Source organism: Cryobacterium sp. TMT1-2-1 (assembly GCF_004403955.1).
In the GTDB taxonomy this organism is placed as follows: domain Bacteria; phylum Actinomycetota; class Actinomycetes; order Actinomycetales; family Microbacteriaceae; genus Cryobacterium; species Cryobacterium psychrotolerans.
The window spans coordinates 105,279-122,721 of record NZ_SOHC01000064.1 but is presented as its reverse complement, the minus strand read 5'-3'; the positions used below and the strand labels follow the sequence as shown (position 1 = coordinate 122,721).

General features: G+C 64.2%; 19 protein-coding genes, 3 pseudogenes and 1 riboswitch. Of the genes and pseudogenes, 14 read left to right on the top strand and 8 right to left on the bottom strand.

All coding sequences use genetic code 11. The annotated features are described in order from the left end of the window. The 7 genes and pseudogenes from E3T33_RS15460 to E3T33_RS11565 form a co-directional block, all read left to right on the top strand. On the top strand, positions 1 to 232 hold a 232-nt coding region (locus E3T33_RS15460), incomplete at its 5' end, for a hypothetical protein (protein WP_206750195.1). Positions 233 to 236: 4 nt separating this feature from the next. After that, positions 237 to 599, top strand: coding sequence for a hypothetical protein (locus tag E3T33_RS11590; RefSeq protein WP_134575344.1), 363 nt, complete (start codon positions 237 to 239; stop codon positions 597 to 599). A 109-nt stretch (positions 600 to 708) separates the two neighbouring features. Next, on the top strand, positions 709 to 1,143 hold the full coding sequence (locus tag E3T33_RS15595; RefSeq protein ID WP_241982927.1) for a hypothetical protein: 435 nt from the start codon (positions 709 to 711) through the stop codon (positions 1,141 to 1,143). A 324-nt stretch (positions 1,144 to 1,467) separates the two neighbouring features. Then, a pseudogene (locus E3T33_RS11580) lies at positions 1,468 to 1,749 on the top strand (IS3 family transposase); the annotation flags it as partial. 53 nt (positions 1,750 to 1,802) lie between these two features. Then, entirely contained in the window at positions 1,803 to 2,096 is a 294-nt protein-coding gene (locus E3T33_RS15695; RefSeq protein WP_092322785.1) for a hypothetical protein, read from the top strand. Between the two features lie 207 nt (positions 2,097 to 2,303). Beyond that, the gene (locus E3T33_RS11570; protein ID WP_174775369.1) at positions 2,304 to 2,693 is read left to right on the top strand and encodes an ATP-dependent DNA ligase; all 390 of its coding nucleotides are present in this window, start codon (positions 2,304 to 2,306) and stop codon (positions 2,691 to 2,693) included. 52 nt (positions 2,694 to 2,745) lie between these two features. Further along, a complete protein-coding gene (locus E3T33_RS11565; protein ID WP_134575343.1) occupies positions 2,746 to 3,249 on the top strand; it encodes a hypothetical protein in 504 nt (167 codons plus the stop codon). Positions 3,250 to 3,334: 85 nt separating this feature from the next. Here the strand turns inward: E3T33_RS11565 and E3T33_RS11560 are convergent. After that, a pseudogene (locus E3T33_RS11560) lies at positions 3,335 to 3,487 on the bottom strand (sodium-independent anion transporter); the annotation flags it as partial. Positions 3,488 to 3,744: 257 nt separating this feature from the next. Here E3T33_RS11560 and E3T33_RS11555 point away from each other — a divergent pair. Further along, positions 3,745 to 4,095: a hypothetical protein gene (locus E3T33_RS11555; protein WP_134575342.1), complete on the top strand. Its 351-nt coding sequence runs from the start codon at positions 3,745 to 3,747 to the stop codon at positions 4,093 to 4,095. A gap of 123 nt (positions 4,096 to 4,218) precedes the next feature. Here the strand turns inward: E3T33_RS11555 and E3T33_RS15290 are convergent, their stop codons facing one another. The 3 genes from E3T33_RS15290 to E3T33_RS11545 all read right to left on the bottom strand — a co-directional run bounded on the left by E3T33_RS15290 (position 4,219) and on the right by E3T33_RS11545 (position 6,036). Continuing rightward, positions 4,219 to 4,386, bottom strand: a complete 168-nt coding sequence (locus tag E3T33_RS15290; RefSeq protein ID WP_166784481.1) for a hypothetical protein — start codon at positions 4,384 to 4,386, stop codon at positions 4,219 to 4,221. A gap of 31 nt (positions 4,387 to 4,417) precedes the next feature. Continuing rightward, the gene (locus E3T33_RS11550; protein WP_134575341.1) at positions 4,418 to 4,603 is read right to left on the bottom strand and encodes a hypothetical protein; all 186 of its coding nucleotides are present in this window, start codon (positions 4,601 to 4,603) and stop codon (positions 4,418 to 4,420) included. A 482-nt stretch (positions 4,604 to 5,085) separates the two neighbouring features. Next, positions 5,086 to 6,036, bottom strand: coding sequence for a sigma-70 family RNA polymerase sigma factor (locus tag E3T33_RS11545; protein ID WP_134575340.1), 951 nt, complete (start codon positions 6,034 to 6,036; stop codon positions 5,086 to 5,088). A 499-nt stretch (positions 6,037 to 6,535) separates the two neighbouring features. Here E3T33_RS11545 and E3T33_RS11540 point away from each other — a divergent pair, with 499 nt between their 5' ends. Continuing rightward, positions 6,536 to 7,225, top strand: coding sequence for a response regulator transcription factor (locus tag E3T33_RS11540; protein ID WP_092322793.1), 690 nt, complete (start codon positions 6,536 to 6,538; stop codon positions 7,223 to 7,225). On the opposite strand, the gene E3T33_RS11535 is transcribed toward E3T33_RS11540, so the two are convergent. Continuing rightward, a complete protein-coding gene (locus tag E3T33_RS11535; protein WP_241982926.1) occupies positions 7,222 to 8,874 on the bottom strand; it encodes a GAF domain-containing sensor histidine kinase in 1,653 nt (550 codons plus the stop codon). The two genes, E3T33_RS11540 and E3T33_RS11535, sit on opposite strands and share 4 nt — an antisense overlap. A gap of 1,000 nt (positions 8,875 to 9,874) precedes the next feature. On the opposite strand from E3T33_RS11535, the pseudogene E3T33_RS11530 reads away from it, so the two are divergent. After that, positions 9,875 to 9,994: pseudogene (locus tag E3T33_RS11530) on the top strand (IS3 family transposase); the annotation flags it as partial. A gap of 85 nt (positions 9,995 to 10,079) precedes the next feature. Here E3T33_RS11530 and E3T33_RS15690 read toward each other — a convergent pair. Next, entirely contained in the window at positions 10,080 to 10,214 is a 135-nt protein-coding gene (locus tag E3T33_RS15690) for a hypothetical protein (protein WP_256332716.1), read from the bottom strand. Between the two features lie 225 nt (positions 10,215 to 10,439). Then, a riboswitch (cyclic di-GMP riboswitch) is annotated at positions 10,440 to 10,513 on the top strand. Positions 10,514 to 10,531: 18 nt separating this feature from the next. On the opposite strand from E3T33_RS15690, the gene E3T33_RS11525 reads away from it, so the two are divergent. Then, positions 10,532 to 11,101, top strand: a complete 570-nt coding sequence (locus tag E3T33_RS11525) for a metal-dependent transcriptional regulator (RefSeq protein WP_092322796.1) — start codon at positions 10,532 to 10,534, stop codon at positions 11,099 to 11,101. 123 nt (positions 11,102 to 11,224) lie between these two features. Beyond that, complete coding sequence (locus tag E3T33_RS11520; protein WP_134575339.1) at positions 11,225 to 12,844, top strand: alkaline phosphatase D family protein; 1,620 nt, start codon at positions 11,225 to 11,227, stop codon at positions 12,842 to 12,844. 52 nt (positions 12,845 to 12,896) lie between these two features. On the opposite strand, the gene E3T33_RS11515 is transcribed toward E3T33_RS11520, so the two are convergent. After that, the gene (locus E3T33_RS11515) at positions 12,897 to 13,565 is read right to left on the bottom strand and encodes a LuxR C-terminal-related transcriptional regulator (protein WP_241982925.1); all 669 of its coding nucleotides are present in this window, start codon (positions 13,563 to 13,565) and stop codon (positions 12,897 to 12,899) included. Positions 13,566 to 13,742: 177 nt separating this feature from the next. Between E3T33_RS11515 and hxlB the strand changes: the two genes are divergently transcribed. Continuing rightward, positions 13,743 to 14,402 carry a 6-phospho-3-hexuloisomerase gene (gene hxlB / locus E3T33_RS11510; RefSeq protein ID WP_241982924.1) on the top strand — a complete coding sequence of 220 codons (660 nt, stop codon included), beginning with the start codon at positions 13,743 to 13,745 and terminating at the stop codon, positions 14,400 to 14,402. 48 nt (positions 14,403 to 14,450) lie between these two features. Further along, positions 14,451 to 15,074: a 3-hexulose-6-phosphate synthase gene (gene hxlA / locus E3T33_RS11505; RefSeq protein ID WP_092322802.1), complete on the top strand. Its 624-nt coding sequence runs from the start codon at positions 14,451 to 14,453 to the stop codon at positions 15,072 to 15,074. 41 nt (positions 15,075 to 15,115) lie between these two features. Here the strand turns inward: hxlA and E3T33_RS11500 are convergent, their stop codons facing one another. Then, complete coding sequence (locus tag E3T33_RS11500; RefSeq protein ID WP_166784480.1) at positions 15,116 to 17,419, bottom strand: EAL domain-containing protein; 2,304 nt, start codon at positions 17,417 to 17,419, stop codon at positions 15,116 to 15,118. Positions 17,420 to 17,443 lie beyond the last annotated feature (24 nt).

Here is a 17,443-nt window from a genome sequence, read left to right as displayed (position 1 = left end):
TACTGAGATTCTCTCAGCACCCACCGACATCCGCAGTTATGTTCGACCGTGTCGCGACAACCTCACCCGGACCCGCCCTGTGGAGGACAAGAGCGAGGACAAGAGCGAGGACACGAGTGAGGCCAAGCGGGAGGCGTTCTGCCACAGCGACGACGATGGCCCCGCACTCACCAACACTCAGCCCACCCCCAGCCACACCCCTTGCCCCCACCGCACACCGGGTAAAGGGTGACAGCATGAAGAGAATTTCGTACAGTGGGGCGTCGTTCCTGACAGCTGATCGAGTGGCCGATTCTCTCCTGCTCCTGGTCGCCGCGATACGCGATCACCACGGCGCCGAGGTGGTCGAGCTGCCGGCTGTCGGGTTCGGTGGCGAGCCGGTGGTCGTGCAGCTCGTGGTTGGCCCGGCGAGCGAAATCATCAGCATGTCCGAGGGCACACCGGAGGCCGAGACCGGCAGCACCGAACCCGACACGACCGAGGTGGTCGATTATCTGCGCGGCCGCATCCAGAACTTGTCCCTGACTCCTCGCCTCACCCTCTTCGAGACGAAGGCGGACCCTGACTCCCTCGGTTGGGACGACCTGGATCTTGCGTAGGGGCGAGCCTACGGGCGCGCGCCCGTAGGTTCGACACACAACACCCAGCGAGCGGATGCCCCGGCGCAGGCAATCCCGCGACGCCAACTCGTTCCGTCAGAAGCCGCAAGTGCTTCTTGATGTGCGAACGGCATCCGTTGGGGTTTCGGTCATGCCCTTGGTCCGCTTCGCGGCGCGGTTCTCTTTGATTGCGCCCGTCAAGTTCTTGAGACAATCTGTTGTGTTTTTTTCTGCGCCGCTGCCTTTTGGTGGCGGTCGTGGTGAGCGGCCAGCGGGGCGGCTGGTTGTAGACCTCCCTTGTGCGAGTGAGGGCGACGCCGTTTATCCTTGCTTCGCGGCGAAGAAGGCGCTGAATTTTCCTAGGAATTCAACCTCTCAGCTCAGCATTCTCGGCTTGCAAGGCATTGTGTTTGGCCCACTCAACCGGGCCAGGCTCGGCAGCGTCGGCCTCGGGGTGTTCCTCTTTCCAGACGCGAACCCAATTGCCCAGCGTCCCCTCGACAACACCGATCTCGGGGGCAACTTGATCGATCGGTCGGCCTGATGAAATGACCAGCTCTACGGCCTCGGCCCGGAACTCGGCACTGAACTTACGACGATTCGACATGAAACAGATACTCCTTACCTCACAACTCACAATGGCGGACCAGTGAACGCCCACCGATGATCGCACCCACCCAGACAGGACACGGGCCGCAACGGGGGCCCGGGTCACAGAAGCCCCGGGGAGGGCAGTGGCCGACAAGGCGCAAGCGCCGCCAATGGCCGTCGGCGTCGTCATTGCTGCCCACTCGAGCATCGACGTGAGCGGATTATCTTGGGAGAAACCCGTTATCCGGAACCGCGCCGCCAACACAACCGCGAAAAGACACCATGGCGTGCTCGCCTGCGGGTGCTGAGGAACAACGGCATCACTGGGTCGATGGGACGCGTCGGCGCGTGCGGCGACAACGCCGCGATGGAGTCCTTCTTCGCGCTCCTGCAGAAGAACGTCCTCGACCGGCAGCGCTGGACGACGAGGGAGGAACTGCGCCTCGCGATCGTCGTCTGGATCGAGCGGACCTACCACCGGAAGCGCCGGCAACGCCGCCTTGGCAAGCTCACCCCGATCGAGTTTGAGACAATACACATGGCCCTCAAGGCCGCCTGAAACCACTAACCCCTTGAGTCAACTGAACTCGGGGCAGTCCCAAATTCGACTTCATGGTCGGCTTCAAGTTCTCAACTTATGCGACGTGGTGGATCCGCCAGTCCATCCATCGCGACATGGCCGACAAGGTACGGATGATTCGCGTCCCCGTGCACACGGCTGACAAACTCAACAAGATCAAACGGACCCGCCAAGAGCTCACCAGCATGCTTGAGCGTGACCCAACCGTGGGGGAACGATTTCATGACCGGTTCCAGGGCGTGACCGGGGAACGCGTCCGCCAGATCGAGAAGCGCGCGCTCGCCCTGCTGCACGTGCCGCGGCTCGAACGGTACCTGCGGGACTGAAAGCACGAGGCTCGCATCCTGCCATTCAGGTTCGCCCGATGGGCTGGGATCGGCTTCGGGGCGTCCTTTCCCGTCGGCGCGCGATTGATCAAGCGCGTTTGTCGTGTCTTCCTGCCATGTCCGCCAGAAGGGGGACTTTGTGCCCTACTCCTGGGGCGGGCCGATTCTCGACAATCGAACCATGACAACAGAAACCGGGAGCGCAGCATGGGGTCTCTAACCTACGATCGCGTTGTGGTCGACATCGACGATCGAACCTTGACCCATGTTCAAATCGTCGTCATCCAGAAACTTCGTCGCGGGGAGAGCTTCTCGCTGTCCTGGAACGACTCCGCCCAGGGGGGAGGCGGCCGCAGCTCGGTGTGGCTCAACCCCGCCATCCCCCTCTACTTCAAATTCGCCGGCGGGAGCGTGCCCACCATCAATCCGCACTGGCTCGAGGAACTCACCCGATCCGCAGCCAGTTCCCAGGGCCTGGTGATCTCCAGCGAGCGGATACCAACGCTTGAATCTGAGGTTCCGCCGCGGGCCGGTCGGTCATCCGGCCCCCGCCTCGCGGTTCGCCCAGCCCGGACGCTGGCCGTGACACGATCCTGAGATCTTCGCATTCCTCAACTTTCCCATTTTCTCGCCCCACCCCGGAGGGGTCATGAATAGCGTCAGCGCGATCGTCAAGCCGATGAGCGCAACCATGCGTGCGAAGTCCAACGCCGGGCCGTCGCCGGTCTTGCCAGCCGAGACGCCGGTGCGACTAGATGCGAAGGCAGACACACGCGTGGTTACAGACGAGTTCCTCATTCAGAACCTCGGACCCCGGCGCCGAGAAGCTTTCAAGACCCTGATCGGCCGCGCCGTACCTGAAGAGCAGGTAACCGCCGCATTCGACGACACGTTGTCACAGCAAGACGATGACCTCAGTTTGTGTCTGGTGGCGGAGACCCACGCAGGCGCTCTCCTCGGCCTCGCGCGCGCCCACGGGCCTGTCGATATCGACGAGGACGCTGTGCTGATTAGCAGCCAAATTGCGGTCCTTGACCTCCTCATCGCGAGCTCGGAGACGGTGGGCGATGCCCTGCTGATCCAGCTTGCAGGGTCGGTCGATCAGATCGGCTGCGGCCGGCTTATGGCATCATTCTCGACGCAGACTGCCTGATGCGGAGGCCCAAAAACCGGACGAAACAGCTAATTCCTGCACGGAGGTTCCGGTTTTCACAAACCCGGCCCCCTTCAGCAGGTGGTTAGTGACCGGCGCCCATGTTTCCGGCGAGCCGGGTGTGCATGGTGGGGCTGGATTCGTTGAGGCCCTCGATCACGGCGCGTTTGCCGTGGCGCTCGTACTTGTTCGTGATGGCGTCGAGGGCGGCGACCGTTGATGCGTCCCAGATGTGGGAGTTGGGTGGTTTTGAGGTCCCCAGTGCTACATGTCGCAACCTCGCAACCTCGCAACCTCGCAACCTCGCAACCTCGCAACCTCGCAACCTCGCAACCTCGGGACCTTTGGCCCTGTGAGCTGAGAAGTCCGTGTATCACACTGATTCCACGAGGCTGAACTCACCGCTTCAAGGCCACCTCAGGTCATTCAACACGGGCGCTTCCGGGCGCTGCAACTAGCTTCGGTCCGCAACCAGACAAGAGAAGAGAAATCGCGATGAGACCCGATGAGCGTGAAGTGCGGACGCCAGACGATGTCCAGCTCACCCAGATCTCCGACGGCGAATGGAGAGTGAGCGACCGACGAGTGCCCTGGGACAGTCCTTTCTCACTCATCGGCTTCATCAGTCTGAACGCAGACCAGCACGAGGTGCTGGAGTTCGGTGATCCCATGCGAACCTTCTTCGTCGGCTCCATGGCAGAGGCAGAATCCATATTCGCCCCGCCAGCTGGTGATTTCGTAAAACGTCAGCCGACACGAGAACCGCGATCCCTCGACGAACGCCTCGAACGCGTGCTGCCACTGTGGGCCCGTGGGCAACTCGGCCTCTTGCACAGCCGGGGCTGACGCAGGGGCGTCAGCGAACGACGAGGCACCGTTTCACGGCGAATGAGCGCATCGCGATTCTGGCCGAGGAGAACGCGATTCTCGGCATACCCATGCAGGTCAGATCGCCGACCGTCTGGAACGCTACTCGTTGGAGGGGGGTTTGCGGAACGTGGCCGGGATCGCTTGCTGATCCGGCAGCGGCGGGGTTCTGATTTGTGAACTCTTGGCCAGCGCGGACAACAGCTCTGATGCTTTTCCCAGCACCTCAAGCGCGCTCTCCGACTGCTCCAACTGAGCCTTGCCCAGCACAATCGGAAACCTGCCCGCAGGGGAGTGCTGATTAGTTCGAACGGGATTCCAGCGCAGTGACTTGTTGGAAACGCCGTCCAAGTTCTGCGTCGTAGGCTTCCTGACCGCCGGCCTTGACGATGAAGCCAGGGTGGTCGGAGTAGTGCTCCCAACGGTCAAGGTCAGCGCGTGCTGCCCCGAGTTCCTTCAGCGTCGGTGCGGAGGCATCAGACTGCATGGCTTGAGTATGGCGTGGTCAGGGCCAGAGAACTCGAGCCGAGGCCATGATCCCGGGGCATTGACCCAGGATCCACGGTCGCATTCCTCAAGGAGGCGACGTTGACCCCCGACTTCATCGTGTAGCCGCCGCCCTCGATGCCAGCCTTCATCGTGCGAATCCCAAATGCCCGGTTGAGGCGCCCAGGGGCACCCGAACTGGTTCGCGTCCCACTGTCGTGTGGTCACATCCTGAGCATTTCAACACGTAGCGAGGAAGTGTGTCTCTCTCGGCATGGGCCGGGTTTGGTGTTAGCCGCGCGTGTGAGCGGCAGTAGGGGCACGTGAGTCTCATTGAATATACTTCCCGCTCAGCGAGCATTCGAAGATAGGGCGAAGGTCAGGGGTTTTTCGGTGGAGCCTTGAAGTTTGGGCAGGGCAGGGCAGGGCAGGGCAGGGCAGGGCAGGGCACGGCTTGCCTAGCGTGACCGCTCCGCGCACGTCCTAATCGATCAAGTACGACCGCAAGCACGGAACGGCCAGCAGCGCCAACGCGCGTTTCTCGATCTGTCGGACTCGTTCGCGGGTCACACCCTCGACTACGGCCACCTGCTCCAAGGTTCGGGGTCTATCGCCGTTCAGGCCGAAGCGGGCGCGCAGGATCGACTGTTCCCGTTCCGGCAGCGCCGTGAGGTAGAAGGAAATATCCGTCGTTCGCAGGACGAGCATCCCGTACTCGTCGGGTTGCATTGAGTCACCGTCGATGATCAACTCCGAAATGTCACCGGTCCCGTCGCCAACCGGCGCAGACAGAGAAATCGGTTCCTGATCGTACTTCAGTAGTCTCGACACGTCGTGGGGCAGAATATCGCTGGCCTCCGCGATCTCTCCCACGGTCGGCTCACGCTCAAGCGTGTTGGTGAGGTCCCGGCGGATCCGTTTTATCTTGTTGAGTTTCTCGGCCGTGTGCACCGGGACGCGAATCATTCTCACCTTGTCTGCCATGCCGCGGTGGATGGACTGGCGGATCCACCACGTCGCATAAGTCGAGAACTTGAAGCCAGCCATGTAGTTGAACTTCTCCACCGCACGCATCAGGCCCATGTTGCCGTCCTGGACAATATCCATGATGAGAGCGCCACGACCGGAATAGTGTTTGGCGATGCTGACCACGAGCCTCAGATTGGCCTCGATGAAACGCTTCTTCGCGCGCTTCCCATCATGGGCGAGCCACGCCAATTCGCGCTGGTGAACCGTGTCGGACACGCCTTGGTGCAGCTTCTCGGCCGCGAAGAGGCCCACCTCGATTCGCCGGCCGAGGTCGACCTCGTCCTCAGCGGTGAGCAGCGATTCCTTGCCGATCCTGCGCAGGTAGTCACCGAACGGATCCGTCGATCCTGAGTTATATCGGGCGCGTGAGGACGAAGTCGAGGATGCTTGCAGGGCCGCGCTCATGAGAGTGCCTTCCGCGCATCCCGCATCAAGGCGAGTAAGCCCGTCGATGAGACCGGAGACAGCCGGGCCTGTCCAGCGGTCCGGACCGAACCATAACGAAGCAGCGTATTCACAGTTATTTCCCCCCAGCTGATTGTCATTCAAGTGGTGCTCTCGTGCACGTTCTGACGCCAGGCTTCCGAGTCTCTGTTTCGTTCTTCACCCGATCACGCTGACATTTCTCAAGGTACGGGCCCGATTCGGCTGAACTGTAGAGCAATAAGTCCTCGGTTTCGCGCTCTTCGGGTGTGCTTGCCACACCGGAATCGACCTTTCTCGGTGGCGCCGCCCAGAAGGGGGGCCGGGGACTTCACCCATCTCGAACACACTGGACTTTATGCTCTAGTTCGGTTGCGTCCCGGCGCGCGACAATGGTCTGAACGGGCGAACCCGTTGCTGGAGTACATCGCGTCCGCTTCTGTGGGCAGTGACGTACTCGCGGACTTGGTGAAGGAGAAACATGGATGAGGCATCAGCGTCATTGTCGGGTGAAGCGCAAGGCTCCGGATCTCTGATCCGAGTGTTCATCCTGGACGACCATGAGCTGGTGAGGCGCGGGCTGCGGGAGCTGCTGGCGGAGGAGGGTTTCGAGGTTGTCGGGGATACCGGTTCGGCGCAGGACGCAACCGAAAGGATCTTGGCTTTGCGTCCGGACGTGGCAATTCTGGATGGTCGACTCCCGGACGGCACCGGTGTGGAGGTGTGCCGCAATGTGCGGTCAACCGCACCAGCGGTCCAGTGCCTCATCCTGACGAGTTACGACGATGACCAGGCGCGGAGCGGTGCTGTCCTGGCCGGCGCCGCGGGCTACGTGCTCAAAGAGATCCACAGTGCCGATCTGCTCGACAAGATACGCCGGGCCGCGGCCCATGAGACTCTTTTCGACCCCAGGGACAGGGCGCGGATCTTTGAGAACCTCGCGGACCCGAATCTGCGGGATCCGCGGTCGGCGCCGCTGACCGATCAGGAACGGAGGGTACTCAGCCTGATCGGTGAGGGGCTCACGAACCGGGAGATCAGCAATGCGATGTTCCTGACCGAGAAAACGGTCAAGAACTATGTGTCGTCGATGCTGGCGAAGATGGGATTCCACCGCCGCACCCAGGCGGCGGTCTTCGTCGCGAGGGGCGGGGACAAACCGCGACGCTAAACCCTGCGGATTGGCGCGGACCACACGAGGCGGGTTCCTTCCCCCGGGACGCTCGAGACGGCCATACGCCCGCCGCAGGCTTTTGCTCGATGTTTGAGGTTGTCCAGGCCGCTGCGCTTGACTGTTCCCGAGAAGCCGTGTCCGTTGTCGGAGATGAGGAGCTTCACCCGGCCTTGCCCGACCTTCACGGAAACGTCGATCGAGGTTGCCCCGGAGTGGCGCGCGGCATTGCTGAGTCCTTCGGAAATGACGGCCAGCAGGTTCTCCGACAGGAGGACTCCGATATCCTCGCTGAGAGGACCTGAGAGAAGCACGCGCGGAGAGAAAGGAAGCCAGTCCGTCTTGTCCTTGATGGCACTCAGGATCCGGCTATTCAAGGTCTCTGTTGTGGGGGAGATTCCGCTGAGTGAGTGAATGGTGCGTCTCACTTCGCGAATGGTTCCATCCAATTCTTCTGTGACCGTCTCGATTCGCTCGAGGGCTCTGACGTCGCTTGTGAAATGACGGATGCCCTGCAGGCTCAGACCAGCCGCAAAGATCCGCTGAATAACGACGTCGTGCAGGTCGCGGGCGATCCGGTCACGGTCGCCGAAAACGGCCTGCTGCTCTCTCGCCTGGTTGATCTGGGTCAGTTCGAGCGCCATCGCCACATGCGCGCCGAACACGGCGCCCATCTCGACGTCGGTTGGACCGAATCCTGAGGATCCGGCGCGCCGGGAGAGCACCAACACCCCACCTCGTCCGCCGCGACGGTGGACCGCCGCCATCAGCGTTGGGCCCATCGCCGGCCCCTCGTCGACTCCGACGCCAATCCTACTGAAAACGAGTGGAGACTCCCGCAACGCCATCGCGGGCCCCCGGATTTCCAGTTCGGCCAGAGCGGAGGCACGGATAGCCGCCACGCGGCCGACGAGAGCCGCCGCGCCTGGCCCCGCGGCCGCCACGCACGACATCTGGCTGTTCTCCTCCGTCGGGAAACCCAGGAAAGCGAAGTCCGCCCCGGTTTCGAGCATGGCCCGCCGGGCTACGAGATCGAGGCCCTCCTGGTTTTCGTTATCGACAGAGTCCAGGATCCCTCTGGCCACGTCCACGCCGGCCTCGAGTTGCTTCCTGCGCAGTTCGGACTTCTCGAAAAGACGCGCGTTCTCGATGGCGACGCCCGCCGCTGCGGCCAGCGCGACCACCAGTTCCTCGTCCGACGAAGTGAAATCGCCCCCGCCACGCTTTGCGGTGAGGTACAAATTCCCGAACACAACATCCCGAACGCGGACGGGAACACCCAGAAACGACACCATGGGTGGGTGGTTCGGTGGAAACCCCGCTGCCGCGGGATGCTTACCCAAGTCGTGCAAGCGGAGCGGCCGTGGCTCGCGGATGAGTAAGCCCAGAACCCCGTGCCCGGTCGGAAGCGGCCCAACGAGCTTCGTCGTTTCAGCGTCGAAACCGACCGTGATGAACTGGTCCAGGGAGCCGTCATCGCCAATCACACCCAGCGCCCCAAACTCTGCATCCACGAGCTGGCAGGCCATCCTGACCAAGCGTTCCAGCACGATCTCCAGGCTCAGGCCCTCGGCAACGATGGACAGAGCTCCAACTAGACCACGCATGCGGTCAACGACCGCTGCGAGCCCCTCGGCAGGAGTCGCCACCCCAGGCAGGAGACCCTCACTCCCCAGGACACGGGTACCCGGCACAGTCTGGTCGTGATGCCGATCCATCATTTGGCTTGCTCCGCATGCTCGTTATCGCTTCGACCAGCGCTTATGCACGGCGGCCACGGTCTGGCTTGCTCTCCCGCAACCCTCTCATGTGCGAGCCAGAACCTTGCGGCACTCTTGGGTGGTTTGACACACACCATCTAATACATTCCACATCAGCGCCTGACTCTCGCCTCCGTCAAGTTGTCCCCGAGGCGAACGCAACTCGGAAACGTTCGGCGTGACGGTAAATCCACAGCCGGATCAACCCGGTACGTCCTTTCCCTGGACTGGCATTCCGCTGGCCGAGTGAATTGAGAAGTCGGCGTCAACGCCGTGGACAAAATCTAAGTCGGGAAGACTGACGCAAACGATGCGACCGCGGACTCGAAACGATCAAACATGAGATGCCGTCGTGGCGCCTCCATGTTCATGACTTCAAAAACAGGACCACGTTTCTCAATGTAACCGAGCACCTTCTCGGGCGACCTTTCATTCCGCCGGCGATCACCCACACGCCACTCATGATCGGACAGACTGCAGACCTCGAGATCTGCCGCTGCGCACGGTTCATGCCACTGATTCGACACTGAATCTCCTTCGTGGGGAGTAATACGGACCGGCGCTGCCTCGACCGGCTCCGATGCCGCTCCCGGCTCGACCCAACATATCCCTCAATCATCACGGCGCCCCCAGGTGCCGTGAATACAGCGGCTACCCGCTGTCGTCCCGGAAGCTACTGAGCATCGGAGGCCCATCGGCCTGCTTGATGTTCTGATTGACGTGGAGCACGTCGGCTCCATGAAGCCACGCCCTCACACGAACGCGGATACCGCGGCCACCCGCTTGCCCGGTTCCACTCACGCCAAACAGGGGCCGGATCGACACGTGCGCCCTCCGAGGACGAGCCCTCGGGGTGCTGCTCCTCGTGGATTATTCGGCCAACCACGACGCGATGGGCCTCGTCGGAGCCTGCGGTGACAAGGCCGCGATGGAGTCGTTCTTCGCGCTACTGCAGAAGAACGTCTTCGACCAGAAGCGGTGGGCAACCAGGGAAGACCTGCGCCTCGCGAGCGCGGCCCGGCGAGCGAAATCATCAGCATGTCCGAGGGCGCACCAAGGACCGAGCCCGGCAGCACCGAGCCCGTCAGCAGCCGCTAGTGCTTCTTGATGTGCGAAACGGCATCCGTTGTGGTTTCGGTCATGCCCTTGGCCCGCTTCTCGGCGCGCTTCTCTTTGATGGACCTTCCCGGCTTCTTGTCATGGTGCCGGTGCGGTGATTTGTCAGGCATTTCGTGCTCCCTAACTGCGGGCCCGGGATGACTCCGCGATGACCCTCACCCAAAACGGTACGCCGATTCCGAGCGAATGTCACCAGCCGAACGATGCAGAAACCGTGCGGCGCGCAAGACCGAAAACGGGGGACAGACTCCCCGTTGTGGGGCTTCCCCCGGGCCGTGCCGCACTGTTAGGTTCAGGAGGGGCGATCACTGGATCACCGCGGCGGTTCTCTACGCCAAACGAAATGGCACACTCGTCGTAAGGCGGGGTCGCAAAGGCACGGGACCTTCGGGTTAGCCGGCCCACCGAATTGGATGGATCGACCCGGATGACTGCTCAGGCCTTGTTCGCAGCGCCCACCAGACCGGCCAACATCAGCCCAGCCGACACCAGGCCGGCGGATACCAGGCCGGCCGACATCACGGCTGCCGCACGCGCTCGCCCGATCGGCACGGCGGGTCGGCGCCGGATCCTGCAGGCCTTCCTGATCCAGACCCTCGGCTACACCGGCGACGACGCGCGCGGTGAGGTGGAGAATCTGGAGCGCAGCGTCTCCGACGCGATCGTGGAGCGCATGGACAACCACCTCCGGGCATCCGCCCCCGCAACCCCGACCTCGCCCCCGACGCAGGCTCGCCCGGTGCGCCCCGTCGTGATGAAGCTCACCGATGCCACGGCCGGCGGGGAGATGGCCATCGTGCGCGTTTCCGACGCCGTGCCGACCCTGCTCGCCTATCTGGCCGAGCTGGGCCTGGCCGCCGGAACGCGACTCACGGTGCGGAAGCATCGCTCGAACTCCGCGGTCATGACGATCCAGGTCCGGGGTCAGGCCGGGCAGATTCACCTCGGCAGCGTGGCCTCCGATGCCGTCTGGGTCGAAGGCGCCGCGGCGGCCTGAGCCCGCGGCGGCCTGACGGCCGGATCCAATCGCATCCCTGACCGCAAGGCAGGGCACCTTGGCTTGCCTCCAAGTTCATGCTGGAGTCACTGGGGGTTTATGTAGTGCGGCAAGGGTGGAACGATGACAGAATTCACCCGCCGCTCCATGTTCACCGTTGCCATTGCCGCGGCCGGTCTCGCCGTCGCCGCACCTGGTGCCGCCGGGGCCGCCCAGGCTGCCCGTCCCGCGGCCATTCCCCTGGTTCGGAACCGTTTGACCTTGCCGAGCGGGATATCCACGGGCGACGTGACCACCGATTCCGGAGTCCTTTGGTCCCGCGGGTCCGGACAGGGTCTGCTGGTCGCTACCCTGCGCGCGGTAGACGACGGCGGGTCTCCGCTGGGCGGCGGCCGTGCCTTTGAGCGCGTCCTACGAGGCAGTCCTGCCAGTGAAGCCACCGATTTTACGTCCAGGATCAACTCTCGGGACCTTCCTTCGGGAACGCATTTTGCCCTCAGTCTCCAGTTTGAGGATGTGGACGGGAACCTCGGTGAGGCTGCGCAGGGCTCTTTCAGCACGGCACCGGGCCAGGGCCGGCACGGCAGCGGTTCCGCCCCGCGGCGCCAGAGCTTTGTGTGGACTGGCGACACCGCTGGTCAGGGGTGGGGCATCAATGAGGAGATCGGTGGCATGCGTGGTTACGCCGCGATGCACGCTACACGACCGGATTTTTTCATTCACTCGGGGGACACCATCTACGCAGACGGCCCCATCCAGGCCCAGGTGACCGAACGGGACGGGAAGCTGTGGCGGAACATCGTCACCGAGGAGGTGTCCAAGGTGGCCGAGACGCTGAAGGAGTACCGGGGGCGGCACCGCTACAACCATCTGGACGCCAATCTCCGGGCCATGTACGCGGATGTTCCGGTGATCGCCCAATGGGATGACCATGAGACGCATAACAACTGGTACGCCGGCCAGATCCTGACCGATGCCCGCTACACCGAGCGGCGCGTTGATGTTTTGGCCGCCCGCGCCCGCCAGGCCTGGCAGGAGAACCAGCCCATTGCCCAGCTGACCGACGGCAGCACCGGGTTTGAACCGGCGCGCATTTACCGCAAGATCTCCCGGGGACCACAGCTGGACATCTTCTGCCTGGATATGCGCACCTTCAAGGACCCCAACACCGATGGCAAGGAGGCCCAGCAGACCAACATCCTCGGCCAGGAACAGGTCGACTGGCTCATCCGGGAGGTGCGCCAGTCCACGGCCACCTGGAAGGTGATCGCGGCGGACCTGCCGCTTGGCCTCATCGTTTCGGACGGCCCGGTGAACCAGGAGTCTCTGGCCAACCGGGACAACGGTGCTCCGCTGGGCAAGGAGCTGGAGATTGCGGGCGTGCTTTCCGCCTTCAAGCGCCACCGGGTGAGGAACGTCGTGTGGCTCACCGCGGATGTCCACTATTGCGCGGCGCACCACTACTCGCCGGAACGGGCGGTGTTCCAGGACTTCGACCCGTTCTGGGAGTTCGTGGCTGGGCCTATCAACGCCGGCAGCTTCGGTCCCAACCAGATGGATGGAACCTTTGGCCCCAGCGTGGAGTTCTCCAAGGCCGGCAGCTACGCCAACGAGTCACCTCGCAGCGGCGAGAACCAGTACTTCGGCCACGTGGATCTTGGTGAAGAGGACGTGTTTTCTGTGAGTTTGCGCAACGCCAACGGTGCGGTGGTCTGGAGTAAGGAACTTCATCCGGAGCGCTGATCCCAGCGGACTCGGCAGCGATGCGGCCGGTAGCGGTGGTCACGACCACCTGTCAGCGCGTAAGCGCGCCGAGTTCTGCGCGAGAACGTGCGCCCGCTTTCCGCAACAAGTTCGACACATGGAACTTCACAGTGTTGTTGCTGATATCCAGTTGCGACCCGATCTCGCTGTTTCGTGCACCCGAAACGACAAGTCGCAGCACCTCCCTCTCCCTGTGCGACAGGGCGACGACGTCTTCGAGCGGCTCGGGTTCGTTCGGGGGATCCAGCGGCAGACGCACCTCTAGCAACGACCCCCAGCCCGGAGTCGACGACACCGCGAACTCACCATCTAAGGCACTCACCCGCTCCGCAATCGGGCGGAGGGAATCATCGTGGTGCGACAGATCTCCCGCACCGTCGTCGCGAATGCCGATCAAAAGATTGAGTCCGTCGCAGTCCCATTGGATCCTCACGCGGCGGGCAGCGCCACTATCCACGAAGGCGAGCACTGCACTCCGCACGATCGCGCGTGCCGCGTGAGCTACTTCGCCCGGCAACGCCCTGCCCGTGGCCGGCGGTTCCACAAACTGGACCTCCAGGTCCCCAAACCGTTCGAGAGGGCGCAGGTCATTCCGTAGGCGGGCAAATGCACCCACGACCGGTTCGAGCATTGTTCCGCGCTGTTGATCTGTGGTCATCCGAATCTCCACCAGAGCGGTGGCGGCGATATCTATGGTCATTGTGCGAGCCGCCTTGTCGTCCACCCGCGAGGATCGAAGGACAGCCAAGAGGGACTCGAGTGTCACTGCGTGGCGGTCGGCTTGTTCGGAGACAGTTCGGGCGTGCTCGAGAAGCAGCCGACGCGACGCGGGGGAGGGGATCGACGAGTCTTCGATTCGAGTGGTCACCCACCCATCTTGCCCTACCTACCCAATCGGGTAGTAATACTGGTCTGTCAGGTGGGGGCCTCATCTGGGGCGCTGCGCGAGCATGGAGGCATGGACGTATTGAACACCGGCGCTGATTCCTCGCTGACGCGCATCGTGCGTGAACTCGACTCCGTCATCGAACGACTGGTTCACGACGATCCGTACGCGCTCGGGGTTCTCGCCGATTTAGTCGCCGAGGCTCCGCGCGTCTTCGTGCTCGGCGCCGGCCGGTCGGGGCTAGCCCTGCGCATGACCGCGATGCGCCTCATGCACCTCGGCCTCGACGTTCACGTGGTCGGAGAAGTGACATCCCCGGCCATCGGAAAAGGGGATGTGCTACTAACCGCAAGTGGCTCGGGCACGACCGCCGGAATTGTTCGCGCGGCAACCACCGCAGTGCGTGCTGGAGCGCTCGTGGCGTCGATCACCACCGCGTCACAATCACCACTGGCGCAGCTTTCCGTAGCGACTGTCATCGTGCCTGCCGCCGACAAGCGCGACAGATCCGGAAACGCCTCCGCGCAGTACGCGGGCAGCCTTTTCGAACAGACTGTCGTGATCGTCGGGGACGCACTTTTCCACGCGCTCTGGCGCCGAAGTGGACAGAACGCGGACCAACTTTGGCCTCGCCACGCAAACATCGAGTAATCGGCGTCCCCTTTTCCCTGTCTATCCACCCGAAACAAAGGAAGAACAATGAAACTCCAGTTCGCCATGGACACCCTCACCACCGAGGCCGCACTTCAACTCGCCGCCGCCGCGGCACCGCATGTCGACATTCTTGAGCTCGGCACCCCGCTGATCAAGAGCGCAGGCCTTTCGGCCATCACCGCAGTGAAGGCCGCCCACCCCGACAAGATCGTCTTCGCCGACCTGAAGACCATGGATGCCGGCGAGCTCGAAGCCGACATCGCCTTCACCGCCGGTGCCGACCTGGTGACCGTGCTCGGCTTGGCTGGCGACAGCACCATCGCCGGCGCGGTCAAAGCCGCGAAGAAGCACGGCAAGGGCATTGTGGTCGACCTGATCGGCGTCAGCAACAAGCCCAAGCGTGCCAAGGAGGTCGTGGCGCTCGGCGCCCTGTTCGTCGAGATGCACGCCGGCCTCGACGAGCAGGCCGAAGAGGGCTTCACCTTCTCGACGCTGCTTCGCGACGGCGAAGCATCGGGCGTGCCCTTCTCGGTGGCCGGCGGCATCAACGCCTCCACCATCGCGTCTGTGCAGCAGTCGGGCGCACAGGTCGCCGTCGCCGGTGGCGCCATCTACGGCGCCCCCGACGTGGGTGCCGCTGCCGCCGAACTCCGCGCCGTGATCGTCTAAGAGAGGAAAGAGCGCAGGCGGCCTGAGGCGCGCCTCGCAGTTTACGAGTAGGCCGCCGGTTCAGGCCGCACACCCGCCGGATCGCGGCTCGCCAACCAGGCGTCCAGCTCGGCCGCCGGGATCGGCCGCGACATGTAGAAACCCTGCGCGACGTCGCACCCGTAGCCGGCGAGGTCGGCGTAGGCGACGCTGTCTTCGACCCCTTCGGCGACCATCCGCAGGCCGAGACTGTGCGCGAGGGCGATGGTCGAGGCCACCAGCGCCGTCGCACGCGGGTTGTCGGCCATCGGCATCACGAACGACTTGTCCAGCTTCAGCTCGTCGATGGGCAGCTCGCGCAGGTAGGCCAGCGAACTGTAACCGGTGCCGAAATCGTCAACGGCGATCCGAACGCCGATGGCGCGAAGCCGGGTGAGGATGGCGTGCGCCCGGTCCCGGTCCGCCATCAAGAAGTCCTCGGTAATCTCGAGCACGAGAACGGATGGCGCCAGCCCGCGTTCGGCCACCATCGCACCGATCCGATCGGGCAGGTCCGCGTCCACGAGCGAGCTGGCCGACAGGTTGACCGCCACAGACAGCGCCCGGCCCTGCGCCTGCCAGGTCGCGGCCCGGTCGAGGGCCTTCTCGAACACGATCTGGGTCATCGCCGGCATCAGGCCGGCCTCCTCGACGAGCACGAGGAACGCATCCGGGTAGAGCAGGCCGCGCCCCGGATGCTCCCAGCGCACGAGGGCCTCCACGCCGCGCACGGCGCCGGTGGAGAGGTCGACCTTGGGCTGGTAGTGCAGCACGAGCTGGTCGTCGAGCAGCGCCCTGCGCAGCTCATCCAGGGTGCGCAGCCGCTCCCCGCCGTGGCTGTCGTCGTCGTCGTCGAGGTAGACGTGGTGCCCGCTCCGGGTCGACTTCGCCTTGTACATCGCCATGTCGGCCTTTCGCAGCAGCACGGTAAGGTCCTCGCCCTGCTCCGGGTACATGGCGATCCCGATGCTGGCACTGGCCTGCAGGGTGATCCCGGCGAGGGTGAACGGCTCGGCCAGCGCCGCGCGCAGCTTCAGGGCAACGGTTTCGGCCTGGCCGATGTCGCATCCGTCGAGGTGGATCGCGAATTCGTCCCCGCCCAGCCGGGCCAGCAGGTCAGCGGCGCGCAGCTGACCCAGCAGCCGAGCGGCGACCTGCTCCAGCAGCCGGTCGCCGACGTCGTGGCCGAGGCTGTCGTTGACCTCCTTGAACTTGTCGAGGTCGAGCAGCAGCAGCGCGCTCCGGCGCCGCTGGTCCGCGGCCAGCCGAGGCGGCACCTCGGTGTACAGCGCTCGTCGATTCGGCAGCCCGGTGAGCTCGTCGGTCATGGCCTGGCGGTGCATGTCGGCGAGCCGGATGCGCTGCCGGAACACCAGGGGAGCGGCCGCCAGCACGAGGGCCAGGCTGGCGAGCGCCACGGCCAGGGGTGGGACGTCGAGCTCGCTGGCCAGGATGAGCACCGTGAGCGCACTGACGGTGGCGAGCACCGGTACGGTCTGGGCCGGGATCGACCGCGCCGAGACCGCGCGCGTGCTGCCTCCGCGCGCTGAGCCGGCGATCCACCAGGCGATCAGGGCGAGACCGGTGGCCCAGCCCATGTCGAGGGGGGTGCCGAGAACATACAGGCCGGTGAGTTCCAGCAGGGCATAGCCGACGTCGGCGGCGGCGGAGATCATCAGGCCGAGCACGAGCAGAATCCACCGGGAACCCACGCTTCGGCCCTGGGAGGCGCCGATGCCGACGAACGCGGCCACGAGCAGCAGGTCGAACAGGGGATAGGCGACGGCGACCACCGTGGCCAGCGAGGCCGGGCCCTCGACGGCGGAGCCCAGAATCGGGTCGAGCAGCACGGCCAGCACGGCGGCGGCGGTGAGGCATCCGAGGGCGCCGTCCAGCACCACGGGCCAGGCCATTTTCCGCGCGTTGCGGCCCACCAGCACCGCCAGCGCGGCGAGCATCAGGGGGTAGAAGCCCAGGTACCCGATGTCGGCCAGCGACGGATACGGCAGCGTCACGCCGCCGGCGCTGGCGAGCACGTAGTAGGTGTCTCCGGCCGCGAACGACGCCATGGCGACCGAGGCGAGCACCAGCTCCAGCTGCCGGAATCGTGCGCGGTACAGCGCCAGCCCGCCCACGAAGACGGGAACCCACACGCTGAGCAACCCGAGCCAGCCGTCCACCAGGGGGCTGAACCCGTCGTCGCTGCCGAACGAGATGCCGGCCAGGTACAGCGCCAGCACGAGCGCCATGACCCAGCTCGGCCACGAGCCGAATCGTGCGCCGGCCCGTACCTGTTCGGCCTGAGCCGCTTCTGCGATCGCCACCATGGCGGCCCCCATATCGTTGATTCA

Bases quoted from the DNA above. Each gene is read 5' to 3' on its own strand.
- E3T33_RS11590 (WP_134575344.1), top strand. From the start codon at position 237: ATGAAGAGAATTTCGTACAGTGGGGCGTCGTTCCTGACAGCTGATCGA.
- E3T33_RS15695 (WP_092322785.1), top strand. From the start codon at position 1,803: ATGGTCGGCTTCAAGTTCTCAACTTATGCGACGTGGTGGATCCGCCAG.
- E3T33_RS11570 (WP_174775369.1), top strand. From the start codon at position 2,304: ATGGGGTCTCTAACCTACGATCGCGTTGTGGTCGACATCGACGATCGA.
- E3T33_RS11565 (WP_134575343.1), top strand. From the start codon at position 2,746: ATGAATAGCGTCAGCGCGATCGTCAAGCCGATGAGCGCAACCATGCGT.
- E3T33_RS11555 (WP_134575342.1), top strand. From the start codon at position 3,745: ATGAGACCCGATGAGCGTGAAGTGCGGACGCCAGACGATGTCCAGCTC.
- E3T33_RS11550 (WP_134575341.1), bottom strand. From the start codon at position 4,603: ATGCAGTCTGATGCCTCCGCACCGACGCTGAAGGAACTCGGGGCAGCA.
- E3T33_RS11545 (WP_134575340.1), bottom strand. From the start codon at position 6,036: ATGAGCGCGGCCCTGCAAGCATCCTCGACTTCGTCCTCACGCGCCCGA.
- E3T33_RS11540 (WP_092322793.1), top strand. From the start codon at position 6,536: ATGGATGAGGCATCAGCGTCATTGTCGGGTGAAGCGCAAGGCTCCGGA.
- E3T33_RS15690 (WP_256332716.1), bottom strand. From the start codon at position 10,214: ATGCCTGACAAATCACCGCACCGGCACCATGACAAGAAGCCGGGAAGG.
- E3T33_RS11525 (WP_092322796.1), top strand. From the start codon at position 10,532: ATGACTGCTCAGGCCTTGTTCGCAGCGCCCACCAGACCGGCCAACATC.
- E3T33_RS11520 (WP_134575339.1), top strand. From the start codon at position 11,225: ATGACAGAATTCACCCGCCGCTCCATGTTCACCGTTGCCATTGCCGCG.
- E3T33_RS11515 (WP_241982925.1), bottom strand. From the start codon at position 13,565: ATGACCATAGATATCGCCGCCACCGCTCTGGTGGAGATTCGGATGACC.
- hxlA (WP_092322802.1), top strand. From the start codon at position 14,451: ATGAAACTCCAGTTCGCCATGGACACCCTCACCACCGAGGCCGCACTT.
- E3T33_RS11500 (WP_166784480.1), bottom strand. From the start codon at position 17,419: ATGGTGGCGATCGCAGAAGCGGCTCAGGCCGAACAGGTACGGGCCGGC.